The 18,619-nt window shown below is 44.1% G+C and carries 17 protein-coding genes, 1 tRNA gene and 3 pseudogenes; 10 read left to right on the plus strand and 11 right to left on the minus strand.

Going from position 1 to position 18,619, the window contains the following annotated elements; genetic code table 11:
• Positions 1–45 precede the first annotated feature (45 nt).
• The 3 genes and pseudogenes from ATG66_RS15390 to ATG66_RS15400 all read left to right on the plus strand — a co-directional run bounded on the left by ATG66_RS15390 (position 46) and on the right by ATG66_RS15400 (position 4,257).
• A complete protein-coding gene (locus ATG66_RS15390; protein WP_098416152.1) occupies positions 46–1,536 on the plus strand; it encodes an N-6 DNA methylase in 1,491 nt (496 codons plus the stop codon).
• A pseudogene (locus tag ATG66_RS15395) lies at positions 1,536–2,756 on the plus strand (restriction endonuclease subunit S); the annotation flags it as partial. The gene ATG66_RS15390 and the pseudogene ATG66_RS15395, both read left to right, overlap by 1 nt.
• A gap of 323 nt (positions 2,757–3,079) precedes the next feature.
• Positions 3,080–4,257 (plus strand): IS3 family transposase gene (locus tag ATG66_RS15400; RefSeq protein ID WP_098413858.1). Its coding sequence is split into 2 segments (ribosomal slippage): positions 3,080–3,338 and positions 3,338–4,257, totalling 1,179 coding nucleotides; the frame shifts between segments, so codons are not numbered across the junction.
• 8 nt (positions 4,258–4,265) lie between these two features.
• Here the strand turns inward: ATG66_RS15400 and ATG66_RS15405 are convergent.
• Positions 4,266–5,344: pseudogene (locus tag ATG66_RS15405) on the minus strand (IS3 family transposase); the annotation flags it as partial.
• 54 nt (positions 5,345–5,398) lie between these two features.
• On the opposite strand from ATG66_RS15405, the gene ATG66_RS15410 reads away from it, so the two are divergent.
• From ATG66_RS15410 to ATG66_RS15420, 3 genes and pseudogenes are all read left to right on the plus strand, one after another.
• Positions 5,399–5,845: a restriction endonuclease subunit S gene (locus ATG66_RS15410; protein WP_098416153.1), complete on the plus strand. Its 447-nt coding sequence runs from the start codon at positions 5,399–5,401 to the stop codon at positions 5,843–5,845.
• 2 nt (positions 5,846–5,847) lie between these two features.
• Positions 5,848–6,846, plus strand: a pseudogene (locus ATG66_RS15415) (hypothetical protein).
• An 11-nt stretch (positions 6,847–6,857) separates the two neighbouring features.
• Positions 6,858–7,544 carry a hypothetical protein gene (locus ATG66_RS15420; protein WP_098416154.1) on the plus strand — a complete coding sequence of 229 codons (687 nt, stop codon included), beginning with the start codon at positions 6,858–6,860 and terminating at the stop codon, positions 7,542–7,544.
• Between the two features lie 111 nt (positions 7,545–7,655).
• On the opposite strand, the gene ATG66_RS15425 is transcribed toward ATG66_RS15420, so the two are convergent.
• From ATG66_RS15425 to ATG66_RS15435, 3 genes are all read right to left on the minus strand, one after another.
• Positions 7,656–8,603, minus strand: coding sequence for a hypothetical protein (locus ATG66_RS15425; RefSeq protein WP_098416155.1), 948 nt, complete (start codon positions 8,601–8,603; stop codon positions 7,656–7,658).
• 48 nt (positions 8,604–8,651) lie between these two features.
• On the minus strand, positions 8,652–8,843 hold the full coding sequence (locus ATG66_RS15430; protein ID WP_047462752.1) for a hypothetical protein: 192 nt from the start codon (positions 8,841–8,843) through the stop codon (positions 8,652–8,654).
• A 395-nt stretch (positions 8,844–9,238) separates the two neighbouring features.
• A tRNA-Arg gene (locus tag ATG66_RS15435) sits at positions 9,239–9,315 on the minus strand.
• A 203-nt stretch (positions 9,316–9,518) separates the two neighbouring features.
• On the opposite strand from ATG66_RS15435, the gene folD reads away from it, so the two are divergent.
• Positions 9,519–10,379: a bifunctional methylenetetrahydrofolate dehydrogenase/methenyltetrahydrofolate cyclohydrolase FolD gene (gene folD / locus ATG66_RS15440; RefSeq protein ID WP_098416156.1), complete on the plus strand. Its 861-nt coding sequence runs from the start codon at positions 9,519–9,521 to the stop codon at positions 10,377–10,379.
• Positions 10,380–10,441: 62 nt separating this feature from the next.
• Here the strand turns inward: folD and ATG66_RS15445 are convergent, their stop codons facing one another.
• Together ATG66_RS15445 and ATG66_RS15450 are read right to left on the minus strand one after the other, a co-directional pair.
• Positions 10,442–11,413, minus strand: a complete 972-nt coding sequence (locus ATG66_RS15445; protein WP_098416157.1) for a lytic murein transglycosylase — start codon at positions 11,411–11,413, stop codon at positions 10,442–10,444.
• A gap of 48 nt (positions 11,414–11,461) precedes the next feature.
• Positions 11,462–11,743: a YcgL domain-containing protein gene (locus tag ATG66_RS15450; protein WP_005382303.1), complete on the minus strand. Its 282-nt coding sequence runs from the start codon at positions 11,741–11,743 to the stop codon at positions 11,462–11,464.
• Positions 11,744–11,940: 197 nt separating this feature from the next.
• Between ATG66_RS15450 and minC the strand changes: the two genes are divergently transcribed.
• Genes minC through minE form a run of 3 tightly spaced genes read left to right on the plus strand, consistent with a single transcriptional unit; the run spans position 11,941 to position 13,699 of the window.
• Positions 11,941–12,603, plus strand: a complete 663-nt coding sequence (gene minC, locus ATG66_RS15455) for a septum site-determining protein MinC (protein ID WP_098416158.1) — start codon at positions 11,941–11,943, stop codon at positions 12,601–12,603.
• A gap of 17 nt (positions 12,604–12,620) precedes the next feature.
• Positions 12,621–13,433, plus strand: a complete 813-nt coding sequence (gene minD / locus ATG66_RS15460) for a septum site-determining protein MinD (protein ID WP_098416159.1) — start codon at positions 12,621–12,623, stop codon at positions 13,431–13,433.
• 2 nt (positions 13,434–13,435) lie between these two features.
• Complete coding sequence (gene minE / locus ATG66_RS15465; RefSeq protein ID WP_005396037.1) at positions 13,436–13,699, plus strand: cell division topological specificity factor MinE; 264 nt, start codon at positions 13,436–13,438, stop codon at positions 13,697–13,699.
• Positions 13,700–13,836: 137 nt separating this feature from the next.
• Here minE and rnd read toward each other — a convergent pair whose 3' ends face one another.
• From rnd to ATG66_RS15490, 5 genes are all read right to left on the minus strand, one after another.
• Positions 13,837–14,955, minus strand: coding sequence for a ribonuclease D (rnd, locus tag ATG66_RS15470; RefSeq protein WP_143699710.1), 1,119 nt, complete (start codon positions 14,953–14,955; stop codon positions 13,837–13,839).
• A 79-nt stretch (positions 14,956–15,034) separates the two neighbouring features.
• Positions 15,035–16,726 (minus strand): long-chain-fatty-acid--CoA ligase FadD, encoded by a 1,692-nt coding sequence (gene fadD, locus ATG66_RS15475; protein WP_098416161.1) that lies wholly within the window; start codon positions 16,724–16,726, stop codon positions 15,035–15,037.
• A gap of 106 nt (positions 16,727–16,832) precedes the next feature.
• Entirely contained in the window at positions 16,833–17,687 is an 855-nt protein-coding gene (locus ATG66_RS15480) for an alpha/beta fold hydrolase (RefSeq protein WP_098416433.1), read from the minus strand.
• A 6-nt stretch (positions 17,688–17,693) separates the two neighbouring features.
• Positions 17,694–18,251 carry a Slp family lipoprotein gene (locus ATG66_RS15485; protein ID WP_098416162.1) on the minus strand — a complete coding sequence of 186 codons (558 nt, stop codon included), beginning with the start codon at positions 18,249–18,251 and terminating at the stop codon, positions 17,694–17,696.
• A 41-nt stretch (positions 18,252–18,292) separates the two neighbouring features.
• Positions 18,293–18,598, minus strand: a complete 306-nt coding sequence (locus ATG66_RS15490; RefSeq protein ID WP_098416163.1) for a chromosome partitioning protein ParA — start codon at positions 18,596–18,598, stop codon at positions 18,293–18,295.
• Positions 18,599–18,619: the final 21 nt, after the last annotated feature.

Consider the following 18,619-nt stretch of genomic DNA (forward strand, 5'->3'; position numbering starts at 1 on the left):
CTATAATCAGCCCCAATTTTTTCAGTCAGTTAGCAGTAGAACTCCATGTCAATCAGTTCAGTTATCAAGTCTATTCAAGACATCATGCGTAAAGATGCGGGTGTTGATGGTGACGCGCAGCGTCTAGGCCAAATGTCTTGGCTTTTATTCCTTAAAGTGTTTGATGCTCAAGAGGAAGAGCTAGAGTTCGAGTTAGATGATTACCGCGAACCCATCCCAGCCAAGTACCTATGGCGCAACTGGGCGGCAGATAACCAAGGCATTACAGGTGATGAGCTGCTGGAATTCATCAATGATGACCTATTCCCGACGTTAAAAAACCTAACCGCACCGAAAGACACCAACCCACGCGGTTTTGTGGTGAAAGAAGCCTTTAGTGATGCTTTCAACTACATGAAAAATGGCACACTGCTGCGCCAAGTGATTAACAAGCTCAACGAGATAGACTTTACTGACTCTAAAGAACGACACCTGTTTGGTGATATCTACGAGCAAATCCTACGCGACCTACAAAGCGCAGGTAATGCAGGTGAGTTCTATACCCCTCGCGCGGTGACTCGTTTTATCGTCAACAGACTGGATCCTAAGCTAGGCGAACAAATTATGGATCCCGCCTGCGGTACGGGCGGATTCCTGGCTTGCTCGTTCGATCACGTTAAAGAGAACTACGTGACAAGCGCAGCCGACCACCAAACGTTGCAAAAGCAAATCCATGGTGTAGAGAAGAAACAACTGCCACATTTGCTGTGCATCACCAATATGATGCTCCACGGCATCGAAGTCCCTGTGCAGATCAAGCACGGCAACACGCTTAACAAGCCGCTTTCAAACTGGGATAGCAATATCAATGTGATTGCGACTAACCCACCGTTTGGCGGCACCGAAGAGGACGGGATTGAAAAGAACTTCCCTGCCGAAATGCAAACTCGTGAAACGGCTGACTTGTTCTTGCAGCTTATTGTCGAAGTATTGGATAAAGAGGGTCGCGCTGGTGTGGTGTTGCCTGATGGCACCTTGTTTGGTGAAGGTGTAAAAAACAAAATTAAAAAGATGCTGACGGAAGAGTGTAACCTGCACACTATTGTTCGCTTACCGAATGGCGTGTTCAACCCATACACAGGCATTAAGACCAACATTCTGTTCTTTACCAAAGGCCAACCGACCAAAGAAGTGTGGTTCTACGAGCACCCTTACCCAGAAGGCGTGAAGAACTACAGCAAAACCAAACCGATGAAGTTTGAGGAATTCCAGCAAGAGATCGATTGGTGGGGTAACGAGGCCGATGGATTCGCTAGCCGCATCGAGACCAAGCAAGCTTGGAAAGTGTCGATTGAGGATATTATCGAGCGCAACTTTAACCTTGATATTAAAAACCCGTATCAGGACGAAGTAATCAACCATGATCCTGAAGAGTTACTGGCGAACTATCAGCAGCAACAACAAGACATCAAAGCACTGCGTGACCAACTGAAAGGCATTCTCGGTGATGCGCTTAGCTCTACCATTCAAGGTAAAAAGCAAGGTGGAGAGCAATAATGGCAGTCGACCAATCACCTATGAATAAGCTAATCACCGAGCATATTGATATCTGGACTTCAGCAGTTAAGACCAGATCGACCTCTGGTCGTGGTAGCAGCAAGAAACTGGAGCTTTATGGAATTAAAAAGCTACGTGAACTCATTATCGAACTAGCAATACAAGGGAAACTCACGGCAAACCTAGATTTCAAAGGAAGTGCGAAGAAAAACGTTGAAGATGCGATAGTTGCAAAATTTAATTTGTCCAAAGAAAGGAATATCCGTGGAGATAAAGAAACCTATTCCTCTGATAGGGCAAAAGGCTTCCCATTACACTGGGAGACCATATGTGTTGGGCAAGTAGCGCATGTATTGGGAGGTAAACGAGTTCCTAAAGGATATAAACTCTCAGAACAACCAACTGATTTCGTTTATCTTCGTGTTACTGACATGAAGAACCAGTCTATAGATGAATCAGACCTACGCTATATTTCAGAAGAAGTTTTCAAGCAAATATCTCGATACACAATTAATACTGGAGATGTCTACGTCACGATAGCAGGTACGATTGGGTCTGTTGGTACAATCCCACCTCACCTTGATGGTATGAGTCTAACAGAAAATGCTGCAAAACTAGTGTTCAGTGGCCTTTCAAAAAAATACCTAGTAACTGTTTTGCAATCCAGCTTTGTAACGAGACAGTTCAATGATGCGGTAAACCAAATGGCTCAACCCAAATTATCGTTGAACTCTATAAAACATACCTGTATTCCGATTCCTCCACTCGAAGAACAGGAGTACATTGCTGATAAAGTCGATGAATTAATGGCACTCTGCGACCAGCTTGAGCAACAAACCGAAGACAGTATCGAAGCGCATCAAGTGCTGGTAACGACTCTGTTGGACACTCTCACCAACTCTGCCGATGCTGACGAGTTAATGCAAAACTGGGCGCGAATCAGTGAGCATTTCGATACCTTATTCACCACCGAAGAGAGTATCGACCAGCTTAAGCAAACCATCCTACAACTGGCAGTGATGGGTAAGCTAGTTCCGCAAGATCCAAGCGATGAGCCTGCTGCTGAGTTACTGAAAAGAATTGCGGAAGAAAAGGCACAGTTAGTCAAAGATAAGAAAATCAAAAAGCAAAAAGCGCTGCCACCGATTAGTGAAGATGAAAAGCCGTTTGAACTTCCTAGTGGCTGGGAGTGGTGTCACTTGAACTCATTAATTAGTGAAATGGATGCTGGTTGGAGTCCAGCTTGTCCACCAGAGGCATCTCCAAACCACGAAACTTGGGGTGTACTTAAAACAACGGCCGTTCAGAGTATGGAGTATAGAGAATATGAAAATAAAGTTCTCAGTCCCTTCAAGGAACCTTGTAGTGGTCAACTAAAATTGGCCACGGTTTTAGAGTTTTCCCAATATAATCGTTCTGATTCATTGGGAGTTAGACCTCCGTTATACTGATGTGGCCTGAGTTGGCAGTATGTAGTGGCATAGTGAATTTGGTCACTTAGTTAGAGGTGATATCATCACCTCATAAGTTAATAGGTGACATTATGACAAAACGTACAAGACGACTGTTTAGTGCCGAATTCAAACTGGAAGCGGCACAGTTAGTGCTCGATCAAAACTACTCCGTAGCTGAAGCTGCTCAAGCCATGAATGTAGGTAAATCTACGATGGATAAATGGGTTCGCCAGCTTAGAGAAGAACGCCAAGGGAAAGCACCGAAAGCTTCACCTATGACTCCTGAGCAAATAGAAATTCGGGAATTAAAAAAGAAGCTGGCTCGCCTTGAAGAGCATAATGAAATATTAAAAAAAGCCACGGCTCTGTTGATGTCGGACTCACTGAACAATTCTTGATAATCAAGAAACTCAAGCAGAGCTACAGCGTAAAAACATTATGCGAAGTCTTCAATGTTCATCGAAGTAGTTATCACTATTGGCTTAAACGCCCAACGGTAATTAATGCTGAAACAGTAAAATTGCGCAGCTTGGTCAGTGAGGCTCACGCTGCAAGTAATGGCTCTGCGGGAGCGAGAACCATTGCAGATATAGTCACAAATCAGGGTGTAAAGCTGAGCCGATACCGAGTAACAAAGCTTATGAGAACGCTTGGTTTAGTGAGTTGCCAAGTGCCAAGACATCGTTACCGAAAAGCTTCACAAGAACATATTGAAGTTCCAAATCACTTAGGTCGTCAGTTTGCGGTTACCGCCCCAAACGAGGTCTGGGCTGGTGATGTGACGTATATTTGGACAGGTAATCGGTGGATGTATTTAGCCGTTGTTATCGATCTTTTTGCCCGAAAAGTGATTGGTTGGTCGATGTCCATATCACCTGATTCTAAGCTAACAGGCAAAGCGCTTTCGATGGCTTATGAGTCACGTGGTAAGCCTAAAGGTGTCATGTTCCACAGCGATCAAGGTAGTCACTATACCAGTCGTAAATACCGCCAATTACTGTGGCGCTTTCAAATAAAGCAGAGTTTATCTCGTCGAGGAAACTGCTGGGATAATGCGCCGATGGAGCGCTTCTTTAGAAGTCTGAAAACGGAATGGGTGCCAACGGTGGGTTATCGTAGCTTTGCTGAGGCTCAACAAGAGATCACTCGCTACATCATTGGATATTACTGCCAACTCAGGCCACATCAGTATAACGGAGGTCTAACTCCCAATGAATCAGAACGATTATATTGGGAAAACTCTAAAACCGTGGCCAATTTTAGTTGACCACTACAGTAATATCCAATGATGTAGCGAGTGATCTCTTGTTGAGCCTCAGCAAAGCTACGATAACCCACCGTTGGCACCCATTCCGTTTTCAGACTTCTAAAGAAGCGCTCCATCGGCGCATTATCCCAGCAGTTTCCTCGACGAGATAAACTCTGCTTTATTTGAAAGCGCCACAGTAATTGGCGGTATTTACGACTGGTATAGTGACTACCTTGATCGCTGTGGAACATGACACCTTTAGGCTTACCACGTGACTCATAAGCCATCGAAAGCGCTTTGCCTGTTAGCTTAGAATCAGGTGATATGGACATCGACCAACCAATCACTTTTCGGGCAAAAAGATCGATAACAACGGCTAAATACATCCACCGATTACCTGTCCAAATATACGTCACATCACCAGCCCAGACCTCGTTTGGGGCGGTAACCGCAAACTGACGACCTAAGTGATTTGGAACTTCAATATGTTCTTGTGAAGCTTTTCGGTAACGATGTCTTGGCACTTGGCAACTCACTAAACCAAGCGTTCTCATAAGCTTTGTTACTCGGTATCGGCTCAGCTTTACACCCTGATTTGTGACTATATCTGCAATGGTTCTCGCTCCCGCAGAGCCATTACTTGCAGCGTGAGCCTCACTGACCAAGCTGCGCAATTTTACTGTTTCAGCATTAATTACCGTTGGGCGTTTAAGCCAATAGTGATAACTACTTCGATGAACATTGAAGACTTCGCATAATGTTTTTACGCTGTAGCTCTGCTTGAGTTTCTTGATTATCAAGAATTGTTCAGTGAGTCCGACATCAACAGAGCCGTGGCTTTTTTTAATATTTCATTATGCTCTTCAAGGCGAGCCAGCTTCTTTTTTAATTCCCGAATTTCTATTTGCTCAGGAGTCATAGGTGAAGCTTTCGGTGCTTTCCCTTGGCGTTCTTCTCTAAGCTGGCGAACCCATTTATCCATCGTAGATTTACCTACATTCATGGCTTGAGCAGCTTCAGCTACGGAGTAGTTTTGATCGAGCACTAACTGTGCCGCTTCCAGTTTGAATTCGGCACTAAACAGTCGTCTTGTACGTTTTGTCATAATGTCACCTATTAACTTATGAGGTGATGATATCACCTCTAACTAAGTGACCAAATTCACTATGCCACTACACCTCGACCTCAATATGAGGTAAAGAATGGAGATATTTTGATTACTAGAGCAGGCCCCAAAAACAGAGTAGGAGTATCTTGCTTGGTTCAAACCACAAGGCCTAAGCTTATGATCTCAGATAAAATTATTCGCTTTCACCTAATAGAACTTGGGATGTCTAACAACTTCGTTTCGCTGTGTCTAAACGCGGGGGCTACTTCAGAGTATCTGGAATCAGCTAAATCTGGCATGGCAGAAAGTCAAATGAACATATCTCAAGACAAGTTGAAAATGGCACCAATCCCACTCCCCCCCATTAGAGAACAAACTCTGATTGTGAAGAAAGTAGAGGAGCTAATTGATCTATGCGATAAGCTCAAACTTTCTTTAGAAAAAGGAAAGCATGCACATTTCCAATTTACTGATAGTGTGACTGAACAAGCGGTGTAACTATGAGCCTGTACAATATCTCTAATAAAAACCTCTCACGCTAACATCGGCAACTCTTGCAGCCCTCGGCTGCAAGAGCGACACGATTTACAAGAAGCGCTGAAAGGCTGTATTGATGCCATCGCTCCGATTGTTTGGTGATATCAGAAGAGTTTTCTGATTGGGAAGACAGCCGCCGCCGTATCGACCTGTTAGCCATCGACAAAAATGCCAACTTAGTCGTCATCGAGCTTAAGCGGGATGAACTCGGTGCGCATATGGAACTTCAAGCGCTGCGCTATGCCGCGATGATCTCTACCATGACGTTCGATAAAGCATGTGACTACTATGCCCAGTACCTGAAGAAAGAAGGCCAAGAGATTGATGCCCGCGAAGCCATTCTAGAGTTTGTCGATCTTGATGAAAACAGCTTGGATGACTTTGGTAATGATGTTCGAATTGTTCTAGCCTCAGCAGACTTCGGTAAGGAACTCACCACTTCTGTCTTGTGGCTGCGTGATAAAGGCATCGATATCAGTTGTGTGCGCCTCACGCCCTATCGCTACAAAGAAGATGTACTGATTAATGCTGAACAGATCATCCCTGTTCCAGAAGTGGAAGAGTATCAGGTGAAGTTCCGCGAGAAGCGTGCCGAGCAGCGCACAAGCGTTCAAAAAGGCGAAAAAGATTACTCAGAGTATCGCTATAACGGTCATACCTATAAAAAGCGTCACCTCGCGCTAGCGTTAGTCACTGACTGGATCGAGAAGCATCAGCCACAAAGCTTGAATGATGTACTCAACGCATTTAACGAACCAGTAAGACGACGCATCGCCATCCTAGCGGATAATATCCCTCAAGGTAGAATTCGCCGCTTCCACAGTGATGAGGACACGCTGATTACGCTGCCTAACGATGAAGTGATAGCCATCACCAACCAGTGGAGCCTCAGCAATATCACTCGATTGATTCACTTTGCAGAGCAAAGTGGCATGGTTATAGAAAAAGTTAGTAATATCTGATGGAGAGACCAATGGGCTTTACCAGACTCAAGGAAATCATTAGCAAAAACAAAATAGTAATCTCTATCGCTGCGCTATTAACTGCCACCTCTTATGTTTATGAAGCAAAAGATACGGGGATGCGGTTTGTGCAAGATATAAAACAGATTATTGGGTATGAGCAGCCGATCCTCGTAACGGTACAAGGTGATGGTGCTGTGGAAAAGCGCTTAAAATTAGCCAAGTTGGAAGCATCTAACTACAGTATTCCAAGTAGTTCCGCCGCTGTGATTAAGTTTCTTTCATTGCCATGGCTGAACAGTCCCCAGTCGCACATTGCTAAAACTGAGCACGACTATACATTTGCGATCGTGACAACCGTTTCTCCAATATCTTCGACATCAAGTGAACACGTTTTTGATGGGGGAGATTGCCGCCTAGGTGTCAGAGCATCGAATATCGAGAAAGATAAAATGATAGCCACTTTTGATATAGTAAGCCTATCTTGCACTGATAACGCTGGGTATGCTTATAGTATTGAGCCAGACTACCCTATAGGCTATATATCAGCTCTAAGTACCCCAGGTATCGACAAAGTTAAAATCGTGGACAATGATAGTTATTTAACAATAGATCCTGAGAAAAACTATTATGCGCAACTTTATCACCCTCTAGAAAAAATTGATAAACTGGGAGTTTCTTTCGTCGGCAGATTTTAAACTTCCACTAGTAGTGTCAGCGTCGATGTAAAAATATCCCACCTGATGCAAACTATCCGTTCATTACATGAAGGAAACAGACGGTAAGTAATTGGCTTTATAGCAGACAACTCAATCTTCCTTTGACCTGAATAGCTCATACTGGTCTAAGTTGTGAATGTGTGCATGTACTATTTCGCGGTACGGTAGCGAGACCAAGTATGGGACAAATTCATCCAAGTCATCTACTTCTGATGAATCTAAGCTGAGGCTTGGATATTGTTGAAAGAGTTCGTCTATCTCAGCTTCAGTATACTTCCCCTCGTGAAGAAGCATATTTTTAAATTCAATGTTCTCCTTTACTCTTAACTCTTGTACAACATCTATGTATCGAGTCACTACTTCAAGTTTATTTTTATCTTTGCTCCTATAGCCACTTACTAATGGAATGACCAATAAATCGTTAATTGTTGCTCCTCCCGTTATCTCATACGGATAGCCGATGTAAACTTTACTATCGGACATGGTAAAAAGTATAGGAAGTGATAATTCACTAGCTTTATCTATTAGCCTTGAAAACTCTGGGCTTTCTACATCGGACAGGAACTCTTTTCTCAGCTCATCATCTTTTTGAATCTTAATTTTGCTCTTGAGTTCTGATAAGCGGTGATTTAATGAACTGGCCCACTTGAAAGCGATTAGTTTATTTTTAAAACTATTGTAACATCCGAAACTTGCGAGGAGGATATGTACCTTCGGTAAAGAGAAACCAAGGATTAAGGTGATCAAACTAATATTGAACAGCGCTACGTCTGCACTCTTAGGGGTAATAAGCAAAGCCTTTGATAAGGCCCAATAGCCTAAATCATGCTCAACTCCCATAATACGACCGCAATACTGGATGATAATATGGATAACAGAAGCGAATACAAATAAGAGCAAACCAAAGGCTGTTGACTCGAAAAAAGTATGATAACCAATAGTTCGTTTTAATTTGAAATGGTACTTAGATAGGCCATTAAGAAAGAAATATCCTGATATTCCGAGTATCAATAAAAACAATACAGTTGGCTTAATCATCCCTACTCTCTAATTAGAAATGCCACACCTAATGGTATGGCATTTAACTCAAGCCTCTAAAGGTACATTTTTGGATGCAGCGATCTGTGCCTTAACAACTTGATTGCGCTTGACAGAAGCTGTATCTAGACGAAGCACATCACCATCAACCAGCTCATACTTAATACCTTTAGTTGTCCTTTTACGCGCTTGAAACTCTTCATAACGTTCTCTAAGAACATCTTGTTTAGTCTTGGCCATAATTTCTCCAGTGCATCAAAATCAAAAGGCTAGCATGATACAAGTAAGTTAATAATTGTACATTTATCCGACAATGTCGACATTTTCTTGAAAACAGTGTTTCTCATTGTGTCAATTCGAGACATTGCTTCTTCTGTAGTAACCAGACTCGAAGGAACCCAAGACTCTATACCCAAACACAAGTCCTATTAGGCTTCTTTATGAAGTGTATGTTTGAAAAGGGGCTGATTTGCATGTTTAGTTTCAAATACCTAGCCGCGAGAAGCAAGCGAACTTATGCATTTATTACAGATGATTACATTAAGCTACAAACTTAACCGACTACTTAGCCGACTATAAACGCCCAAAACGACAAAGGCCTGACAACTTAATAAGCTGTCAGGCCTTATAGAATATGGCACGCCCTGCAGGATTCGAACCTGCGACCACATCCTTAGAAGGGACGTGCTCTATCCAGCTGAGCTAAGGGCGCGCTACAGGGAGAGGATTATACGAGTTCAAACAGGTAAATCAACGGCTTTTACTGACATTATGATCTGAGTGCCTAAAAAAAGGACACCAAAACGAAAGATGTTCAAAAACGCCACAAGGCAAACGTTTGCGTATGGATGTTAAATCGAATTTCTGCGACAATGCGCGGCAAATAATTTGCCTTTTAAATTTATAAGGAAAGTCATGACTGCTCAAAATATAGACGGAACTCTCATTTCCCAAACGGTTCGTTCCGAGGTTGCAGCACGGGTTAAAGCTCGTGTTGAAGCTGGGCTGCGTGCTCCAGGTCTTGCCGTGGTTCTAGTTGGTGAAGATCCTGCTTCACAAGTTTATGTAGGCAGTAAGCGCCGCGTATGTGAAGAGGTGGGGTTTGTTTCTAAGTCTTTTGACCTTCCTGCATCTACCCCAGAAGAAGAACTGCTAGCACTGATTGATGAATTGAACAACGATGATGACATTGACGGCATTTTAGTTCAATTACCCTTGCCAGCAGGTATCGATACTACGCACGTTTTAGAGCACATTCATCCAGAAAAAGACGTCGATGGCTTCCATCCATACAACGTCGGCCGCCTTGCTCAGCGAATTCCTAAGCTTCGCTCTTGTACACCAAAAGGCATCATTACCCTACTCGACCGCTACAATATTGAGCTGCGTGGCAAACATGCCGTGGTTGTTGGCGCATCAAACATTGTTGGCCGTCCCATGACGCTTGAACTGCTTCTTGCTGGTTGCACAACCACGACGTGTCACCGATTCACCAAAGATCTGGAAAGCCATGTCCGCCAAGCAGAGATTGTTGTCGTCGCGGTTGGTAAGCAAAACTTCATTCCCGGTGAGTGGATTAAAGAAGGTGCCGTTGTCGTTGATGTAGGTATCAACCGTCTTGAAACAGGTAAGTTAGTGGGTGATGTGGAGTACGATAAGGCACGTGAACGCGCTAGCTTTATTACCCCCGTACCGGGTGGCGTTGGGCCAATGACAGTGGCAAGCTTAATTGAGAACACTATGCTTGCTTGCGAACAGTTCCACACCAAAAAGTAATCATATTCAGAGACTAAAAAGGCTCCGAAAGGAGCCCTTATGAACGAAGACTTGATACTAACTTAATATTTTATCCGGTCAGCCAAGTGACTCACGGCGAGTGCGAAGTAGTAAGAGCGGTTCCACTTCATCAGTACGTTGTAGTTATTGTAAACCAGATACGTACGACCATTTTCATCATCCGGCATGATCAACCATGCTTTGATGTCTTCATCCAGTTTTGGCAACGGACTACCGTCGTATTTTGTGATGCCAAGTTTGCCCCACTCCTGAAGGTATTTACTTTTTTCAGCCGTGCGCCCTTCTAAGCTACGATCAATACCTTTAGGAACTTTCACTTGGCGCCCCCACGTGTAATTATCATCCCAGCCTGACTCGCTCAAATAGTTAGCAGTTGATGCAAACACATCCACTTCTGATTGCCAAATGTCCTTTTTACCATCTCCGTTGCCGTCAGCGGCGAAGCGAAGAAACGAGCTTGGCATAAACTGACATTGCCCCATCGCACCAGCCCATGACCCCTTGAAGTTTTCTAGTTCAATATGGCCTTGATCGAGGATCTGCAATGCCGACATGGTTTCTTTACGGAAAAATGCTTCACGACGACCTTCAAATGCCATGGTTGATAGCGCGTCAATCACTTTGAAGTTACCGGTAAATTTACCAAAGTTACTTTCTACCCCCCACAGCGCCACGATAAAGCGAGGCTGCACACCATACTCATCGCCTATACGCTTTAGCTCGGTGTCATACTCTTTGTATAACTCTCTGGCTTGCTTCACCTTCCATTCGGGCACCGCACGAGGAATGTATTCATCCAGCGTCAGTTTCTTCTCTGGTTGGTTTCGGTCCGCTTTTACTGCTCGAGGCTTGTACTCAACATTCGCAAAAGCAGCACTAATGACCTGCTCTGAGATACCTTTATCACGCGCTTCAGCACGCAACTTATTCAAGTATTCATCGAAACCCTCGCTACTTGCAAAAGCCGAGGTACACACACCAACGCTAAGCATGGTAGCCAGTATTTTTTTCATATTGCCCTCCTTGAGCAAGGCAGAAGCTCCAGATGAAAAACGATGACGTTATTCGCCTTTCTGCTGGGCTTTTTGTTCTTTGTACTTTTCTAGTAGGTTCTCCGGCGGAGGCGGAACCTGCAAAAAGAAGCCGTCATTTTGCAATGAAGCCTTCACTTTTTCGATATCAACTTGTGCCAATTTACGGCCATCAAGTTTAATCGTCATGACAGCGATAGGCTTACCGAACATCTGCATTAAGGTGTCAGGAACCTGTGAAAAATCATCCTTTTTAGGAATATAGAGATAAGTACCTTCTTTTTTTGAGCTTTTATAAATAGAACAAAGCATGACACGCCTTTTATGCTGATTTAGCCGCTTTGAGTGCGGATTGAGTTATAAACGTCAAATTCTCGCAAACTTAATAGCAAATTTGGGATTAATTCACCTATTTGCCCGCGAGAGAACTTGCTGCGTCAAAGGATGAAATATAACATGACAGACCTAGTTTAAGGCAACGCTCTTTCAACAAAGGCAAGAAGTCCACGATGACCTATTCACCAGACCTTAAAGGTAGCAGTTTTACTTTGTCAGTTTTACACCTTTCTGACAATGAGCTCACAAAGACTATCGAATTTTTGCAAATAAAAGTATCACAAGCACCTTCTTTTTTTGCATCAGCGCCTTTGGTCATCAATATAGCAAAAGTACAAGGCGATATTGATTTCCCAACGCTTAAACAGGGCATTGCGGATGCGGGTTTTATTCCGGTCGGTGTAACGGGCTGTAAAGATAAACGTGTACAAAATCTTGCTTCCGAAGCCGGCTTCGCGATCATGTCGGCGAGCAAATCACCAAGCCAAGCACCAGCGGAAATGGCGCCAACCAAAGTGGTACGAACACCAGTTCGCTCTGGGCAGCAAATCTACGCTAAAGACGGCGATTTAGTCGTCCTCGCGCACGTTAGCGCTGGCGCTGAAGTGATAGCCGATGGTTCGATTCATATCCATGGCACTTTGAGAGGCCGAGCGATTGCTGGGGCAAGTGGCCAACAGGAAGCACGTATTATTTGCCACGACTTACAAGCGGAACTAGTATCCATTGCAGGTGACTACTGGTTAAGCGATCAAATTGAGAGTGAGTACTGGCAAAAGAAAGTAATGATCAATAAAGCCGAAAACTCATTACATTTAGAAGTACTCGCGATTTAGTCTAAAAAGGAAAAAAAATGGCACGCATTATTGTAGTAACGTCTGGTAAAGGCGGCGTTGGTAAAACCACTTCAAGCGCAGCCATCGCCTCTGGTCTAGCTCTGAAGGGAAATAAGACCGCGGTGATCGATTTTGATATCGGTTTGCGCAACCTCGATCTCATCATGGGTTGTGAGCGTCGTGTTGTGTATGACTTTGTGAATGTCATTAACGGTGAAGCGACATTGAACCAAGCGCTGATAAAAGATAAACGCACAGACAACCTGTTCATTCTTCCAGCGTCACAAACACGCGATAAAGAAGCCCTAACCAAAGATAGCGTACAGCGCGTGTTTAGTGAGCTAGATGAAATGGGCTTTGACTTCATTATTTGTGACTCACCAGCCGGTATCGAGCAAGGCGCACTCATGGCGCTTTACTACGCCGATGAAGCAATTGTAACCACCAACCCTGAAGTGTCTTCTGTTCGCGACTCTGATCGCATTTTAGGCATCTTAGATTCTAAGTCTCTGCGCGCAGAACAAGGGCTAGAGCCAGTGAAGCAACATTTGCTGCTGACTCGCTACAACCCATCTCGAGTCACTCTAGGCGAGATGCTGAGCGTTGAGGACGTAGAAGATATCTTACACATTCCACTATTGGGCGTGATTCCAGAAAGCCAAGCAGTGCTTAACGCATCTAACAAAGGTGTGCCTGTCACTTTTGATGAAAATACTGATGCGGGTATGGCTTATTCTGACACCGTTGATCGCTTATTAGGCAATCAGGTTGAATTTCGTTTCCTTACCGAGGAAAAGAAAGGACTCTTTAAACGACTGTTTGGAGGCTAGACATGTCACTATTAGAATTTTTCCGCCCACAGAAGAAAACTTCTGCGAATCTAGCTAAAGAGCGTTTACAAATCATTGTTGCGGAGCGCCGCAGCCAAAATGACCCCGCGCCTTCTTACTTGCCTCAATTAAAAGAGGATATCTTGAAGGTGATCAGCAAATACGTGGCGATTGACCCGAATATGGTCGACTTGACGTTTGAGCACAAAGACGATGATATCTCTGTTCTTGAGCTGAACGTGAAGTTACCTGACGACGAGAAGTAAGTTGCTACTGGGTGTTGTAAAGACGCTGTGCAAGTAACTTGTCTTTATTTTCCCAATATACCTCTAGGCTCATCGATTGACGGTCTCATGTGATTCAAAAAAGGTTGACGCTATGGTCAACCTTTTTTAGTTTACGATTACTTCAACGCTTTATTCATCTGTTCGCCCAATAGCTCAAGGCGCCAACCTTTCATTAAATCTGGTACTATTTCTGGATCACGTTCTTTTTTCCAAGCCCAACTGATTAATTGATTGATCTGCTTTTTAGAAGCCAGAAATTCAGTGGCTAAGCCAGACTTCTGCGACGCCATTTTCACTATGTCTTTCATATTTTTGAAGACTTGCTTGTAGCCCGTACAGTCCATTAATCGCTCAATCTTAGGTGGATATTCATCCACAGGCGTCTGTCTCGCTTGCTTCACGATCGCAGCAATCCTTGCACCATGGCGATTGATCGCACGGACATCGATGTCTTCGGCTTCCATCGTTTTAAAACTAGTCAGACCGAGACGAGCCACCGTCAGCAAATCGCCTTCTTTAAAAATAAAATTCAGCGCTAAATCTCGTTTGATTGCTTCGCGGTAACGCCATGTCGCCAGTGGCTTTAAAACGGCCAACTCTGAAGGCTTAAGCTGCCAAGCGCCTTTAATATCGAGGTAGGCATTTTCTTCATTGATTTCACGGATACGCTTAGAAACCAACAAGTCACTTTCTTGTTGAACCGCATCCCACCAGCCTGCTTCAGTGACGTTATCCAACAATTTTTCGTAAAGTGGTAGTAGGTAATGAACATCTGCGGCAGCATAATCAAGTTGCTTTTGTGTCAGTGGACGCGCCATCCAATCAGTACGTGATTCACTCTTATCAAGCTCTACCCCAAGATATTCGTCCACTAGGGTTGCAAAGCCCGTAGATAAACCATGACCAAGAAAAGCCGCCATCAACTGAGTATCGACCATTGGAAATGGGGTACAACCGAAAGCATTTTGAAAGACTTCTAGATCTTCACCGCAAGCATGCAGAACTTTTAGTACAGAAGTATCTTTCAGCAAATCGACAAACGGTGTCATGTCTGTCAGTTCAGTCGGATCAATCAATGAAAGATGTTTACCATCGAAAAGCTGAATCAGACCTAGTTGAGGATAGAAAGTTCGAATACGAACGAATTCAGTATCCAACATGACTACGTCTGCATCTCTGGCTTGAGCGCAAACATCTTCTAGTTCTTTGTTTTTAATAATAATTTTATAATTCACATACTTCTCGCTATAAAAAATGCCAGCAAAACGCTGGCATTCTATCATTTTTTAATTATCTCGACTCAACGAAATCGGCTTAAGCGCTCTTATTGGCCTGTTCGGCATCATTCTCTTCACGAAGAACACGACGTAAGATCTTACCAACGTTGGTCTTAGGTAGATCTTCACGAAACTCGACCAACTTAGGCACTTTGTAGCCTGTTAAGTGTTGACGACAATGTGTAATCACTTCGTCTTTAGTCAAGCTCGGATCGCGTTTTACGACGTAGATCTTAACTAATTCGCCTGACACTTCATGTGGCTGACCAATGGCTGCAACCTCGAGCACTTTACCATGCAGTGCAACCACCTCTTCAATTTCGTTCGGATAAACGTTGAAGCCAGACACCAAGATCATGTCTTTCTTACGGTCAACTATATGTAGGAAGCCTTCGTCATCGAACTTAACGATATCACCGGTGGATAACCAGCCGTCTTCGTTGATCGTGTCTTTCGTTGCTTCAGGGCGCTGCCAATAACCTTGCATCACCTGAGGGCCACGAACTTGAAGCTCACCGGTTTCAGTATTTGGAAGTGCGTTGCCTTCTTCGTCCACAATGCGAACTTCTGTTGATGGCACAGGTAAACCGATAGAGCCGTTGTACTCAACAAGATCATGCGGGTATGCCGCAACCAATGGAGAACACTCGGTTAGACCGTAACCTTCTAGTAGATAACAACCGGTGGTCTTCTGCCATCTTTCTGCCACTGAGCGCTGCACAGCCATACCACCACCGACGGCTAACCGTAGGTTGCTGAAATCCAACTCGTGGAAATCTTCGTTGTTAACCAGTGCATTAAATAAGGTGTTCACGCCTGTAATCGCAGTAAACGGATGTTTTTGTAACTCTTTTACGAACCCTGGAATATCTCGAGGGTTGGTAATAAGTAGGTTACGACCACCCATTTCGATAAACAGTAAGCAGTTTACGGTAAGAGCAAATACGTGGTAAAGCGGTAGCGCTGTCACGACCAATTCACGGCCCGGAGATAAAACCGGTCCGTACGCGCCTTTCGCCTGTAGAACGTTCGCAATCATATTACGGTGTGTAAGAATTGCACCTTTCGCGACGCCTGTCGTACCACCTGTATATTGCAGGAATGCGATGTCATCCCCAGACATAAACGGTTTAACGTATTGTAGACGACGACCTTTACGCAATGCCTGACGCATTGAGATCGCACCAGGTAAATCGTACTTAGGTACCATGCCCTTAACGTACTTCACGACAAAATCGACAACCGTGCCTTTCGCGCGTGGCAGCATTTGACCAAGGCTGGTTAACACTACGTGTTTGACTGGTGTTTTATCGACAATTTGCTCAAGCGTGTTGGCAAAGTTAGACACAATCACAATCGTCGTCGCACCTGAGTCATTCAATTGGTGTTCAAGTTCACGAGGAGTGTAAAGTGGGTTAACGTTGACGGCGATACAACCTGCCCGCAAAATACCAAACAACGCCACTGGGTATTGCAGTAGGTTTGGCATCATTAGAGCAACGCGGTCACCCTTTTGCAGTTTTAACTCGTTTTGCAGATACGCTGCGAATGCGCGACTACGCTCTTCCAATTTACGGAAGGTCATAACCGAGCCCATGTTCATGAATGCCGGTTGGTCTGCATATTTTTGTACAGACTGCTCAAACATTTCTACCAAAGACTCATATTGCTCTGGATTAATGGTTTCAGGTACGTCACTTGGATAACGTGAAAGCCATGGTTTATCCACGATGTTACTCCTCGTTTATAACTGGCTAAAAAATAGCGTCCTTTTTATTTTGAAAGCTATTACAGCACAGCGAACGTGCTTGAGCACGCAACTCTCAAACACTTGTTTAAATTTTGTTAACTACACCAAGAATTCGCGTTGCAACCTCGAGTATTTGCTCTAAATGACAGTGATGACCACCCTCGATAGAAACCACTTGCGGTGGGTTCTCTCCCCAATAAACTGGGTTAGATGGAAAATTCTGAAATCCTTGATCGCCTAATACGATCAAATGAGGGCAACGTATTTGGCTGGTAATCGAGTTAGCATGCGTTTGCGCCATTCGGTAAAGCGACGCACATTTTAACTTGGTATCATGCCGCCAATACCATTTATCTCCTCGCAACTCAGTTCCGCGCTCGACTATCGGCAGAAGCTGCTCAGCGGTTAATTGGTTGGCTTGTATGCGTAATTTTAACGCCAGATCGAAGGAGGCCATGGTTCGCTTTGGCTTGTTGTGCTGTCTTACTCGACTTAAAACGCCATCACGAAGACGAGGCAAACTGTTAGCAGGATCTTCAGTAAGAGGACCTGCTCCCTCAATTTGCACTAGAGCTTCGACCTGCTCTGGAAACGCAGCACTATAGCAACTTGCGATTAAAGCACCAAGTGAATGCCCTACTAATATCAGTCTGTTTGGTGATAATTCATCCAACAACTGATATAAATCGGCAATATAGTCGTGAAAGGGGTAATAATTATCGTGAGATTTATGGCTAGACCAACCGTGACCAAACAGATCAATGGCAAGAAGGTGTAAGTGAGGGTGAAGTTGATTCAACTGTTCCATGAGTGCTTTAAAGCTGCCCGCATTATCTAACCATCCATGAAGAAAAACGACTGACAAGTCAGCCGTTTTTTCGTTCCCTATCTCTAGGGCTGCCATTTTTCCGGCAGGAAGCTTGAATTGACGCTCATGTATCACAGATTATTTGACCTGTTTGATCACTTTGCCATCTTGTGGGAAATCATTACGCCACATGCGGCAATTGATTGAGTAACACGGATAAAAGTAAGTTGGTGAGTCATACATGCGGACACGCTCTTCAATTTTCCATAAACGGTATCCTTGCCCCTTAATGAGCGGGAATATGTATTGGTGTTCACCAATTTTTCCTTCTTCTTCCCCTGCTCCTTTGCCTACCACCGTCAACAAGCGACCTTCACTAAAGGCGACAGGCTCTAAATAACCATCAAAATAAGCAATAAAGCGTCCCATTGGCTCTTGGTCAATATCCGGTTTACCCGATTTACTGATTGGTAGGTTTACGATCTCTAGACGGGTTTTATCTTTGAAGTTATCCACTTTAGCGATGATTCCGCCAAGGCGAACATCTTCACTCACTTGCCCTTGAGACTCAGCGAAAGCTTTATAATCAGTAACGACTTGTTCTGTGCTGGCATTTAGCTCCTCAGGCAACGAGCTACACGCAGACAAAGTAACCGCAGCAAATAACACGAGAAAAAACCGTCCAAAAACCTTCATAAACCACCTTTCACTATTAGTAATCCCAAGCAGAGGAAATCTCACACGTAAATATCGACACCAAGTAACTGAGCCAGTTCCTCTTTTTTAGCTCGATTCATGACATCCATGTATTGTTCCATCGCTTTACGTGCACTTCCTTCGGGAAGGTCATATTGCACTTGAGCTCGGTGAATTTGGGACTCATCCATGTGTTTTATGGAATGCGCCACGGCATTAGCGACCTTTGAAGGCTGACCGACAGGTTGCTTTGTTTTTGATTTATTTACCTGCTTCTTTTTGCTGACTTTATTGCTGCGATTCGCACTAGGGGCCAGTGAAGGAGGCAAGCCATTAATCGACGCCATAACGCTCCATTAAAATACAGG

The sequence above is a fragment of the Vibrio sp. ES.051 genome, from assembly GCF_002563795.1.
Lineage (GTDB): Bacteria > Pseudomonadota > Gammaproteobacteria > Enterobacterales > Vibrionaceae > Vibrio.